General features: G+C 67.7%; 2 protein-coding genes. One reads left to right on the forward strand and one right to left on the reverse strand.

Features of this window, described 5'->3' with window-relative positions; all coding sequences use genetic code 11:
* Positions 1-1,113 (reverse strand): ATP-binding cassette domain-containing protein (locus tag ACSFA3_RS24060; RefSeq protein ID WP_435507910.1); only part of this gene is annotated, 1,113 nt, incomplete at its 3' end.
* On the opposite strand from ACSFA3_RS24060, the gene ACSFA3_RS24065 reads away from it, so the two are divergent.
* On the forward strand, positions 1,030-1,262 hold a 233-nt coding region (locus ACSFA3_RS24065), incomplete at its 3' end, for a molybdopterin dinucleotide binding domain-containing protein (RefSeq protein ID WP_435507911.1). The two genes, ACSFA3_RS24060 and ACSFA3_RS24065, sit on opposite strands and share 84 nt — an antisense overlap.

Raw genomic sequence — 1,262 nt, forward strand, 5'->3', positions numbered from 1 at the left:
ATTCAGGATCTGCGCCTGCACAGACACATCGAGCGCCGACACAGGCTCATCCAGCACCACCAGCGAGGGCCGCAGCACCAGCGCCCGAGCAATGCCAATGCGCTGCCGCAGCCCTCCCGAAAACTCGTTGGGAAAGCGCCGCCCCGCATCGCCCGGCAGACCCACGCGCTCCAGGATGGCCGCGATGCGGTTGTGCCGCTCCGCGCGGTCCGACACTCCGTGCACCTTGAGCACCGATTCGATGATGTCGAACACGCTGCGCCGCGGATTCAGCGACGCATACGGGTCCTGGAACACCATCTGCACGCGGTGGCGCCACGGCTTGAGCGCCTTCTCGGACAGCGACGCGATATCGGTGCCGTCGAAAACGATGCGACCACTCGCCGGGTTCACCAGCCGCAGCAAGGTGCGCGACAACGTTGACTTGCCGCAGCCCGACTCACCCACCAGTCCCACGGTTTCGCCAGCACGGATATCGAAGGACACGCCATCGACCGCATGCAGCACGCCGCCGCCACGCTTTGGGTAATCGGTGCGCAGGTCCTGCACCGACAGCAGCGGCTCGCCGGCCGCGTTGCGAACCGGCAAGGCCCGCACCTTCGACGTGGGTTGGGGCACATGAAGCGCGAAGTCACGCACGCCAGTACCGGGATCGAGCCGCGTCTGTATCTCGGGCAGCCTTGCATCGGCGTAGTGCAGCGAGCTGCCGGCATGCAGCGAGGCGCCCAGCAGGCCCCTGGTGTAGGCATGCGACGGTGCGGCAAAGAGCCGGGAGGTGGGCGCTTCTTCGACCTTCTCTCCGCCATACATCACGGCCACGCGGTCGGCCCACTGAGCGACCAGGCCGAGGTCGTGCGTGATCAGCAGCAGCGCCATATCGAGCTCGCGGCGCAGGCCGTCGAGCAGTTCGAGGATCTGGGTCACGTCGAGGGCCGTGGTCGGCTCGTCGGCCACCAGCAGGCGCGGCTTGCAGGCCACGGCCATCGCGATCATCACGCGCTGGCGCTGGCCGCCCGAGAGGTTGTGCGGATGGTCGTCGATGCGCTGGTGCGGCTCGGGAATGCGCACGAGGTCGAGCAGCTCGAAGTCGAAGCTGAAGCTCTCGTCGTGCACCGATGCGGCGACCTGGTGCGCGTCTTCAATGCGCTGGGGGAATTCCTCGCGGGAGCGGTGCTGTCCGATGGCGTGCGGCCCGGCGTGGCGCAGATAGCGACGGGCGCCTGGTATGACCCGCTCGATGCACGCAAGCCGGGCAGCCTGGA

It is taken from the genome of Variovorax glucosi, from assembly GCF_051216695.1.
Classification (GTDB): Bacteria; Pseudomonadota; Gammaproteobacteria; order Burkholderiales; family Burkholderiaceae_C; genus Variovorax.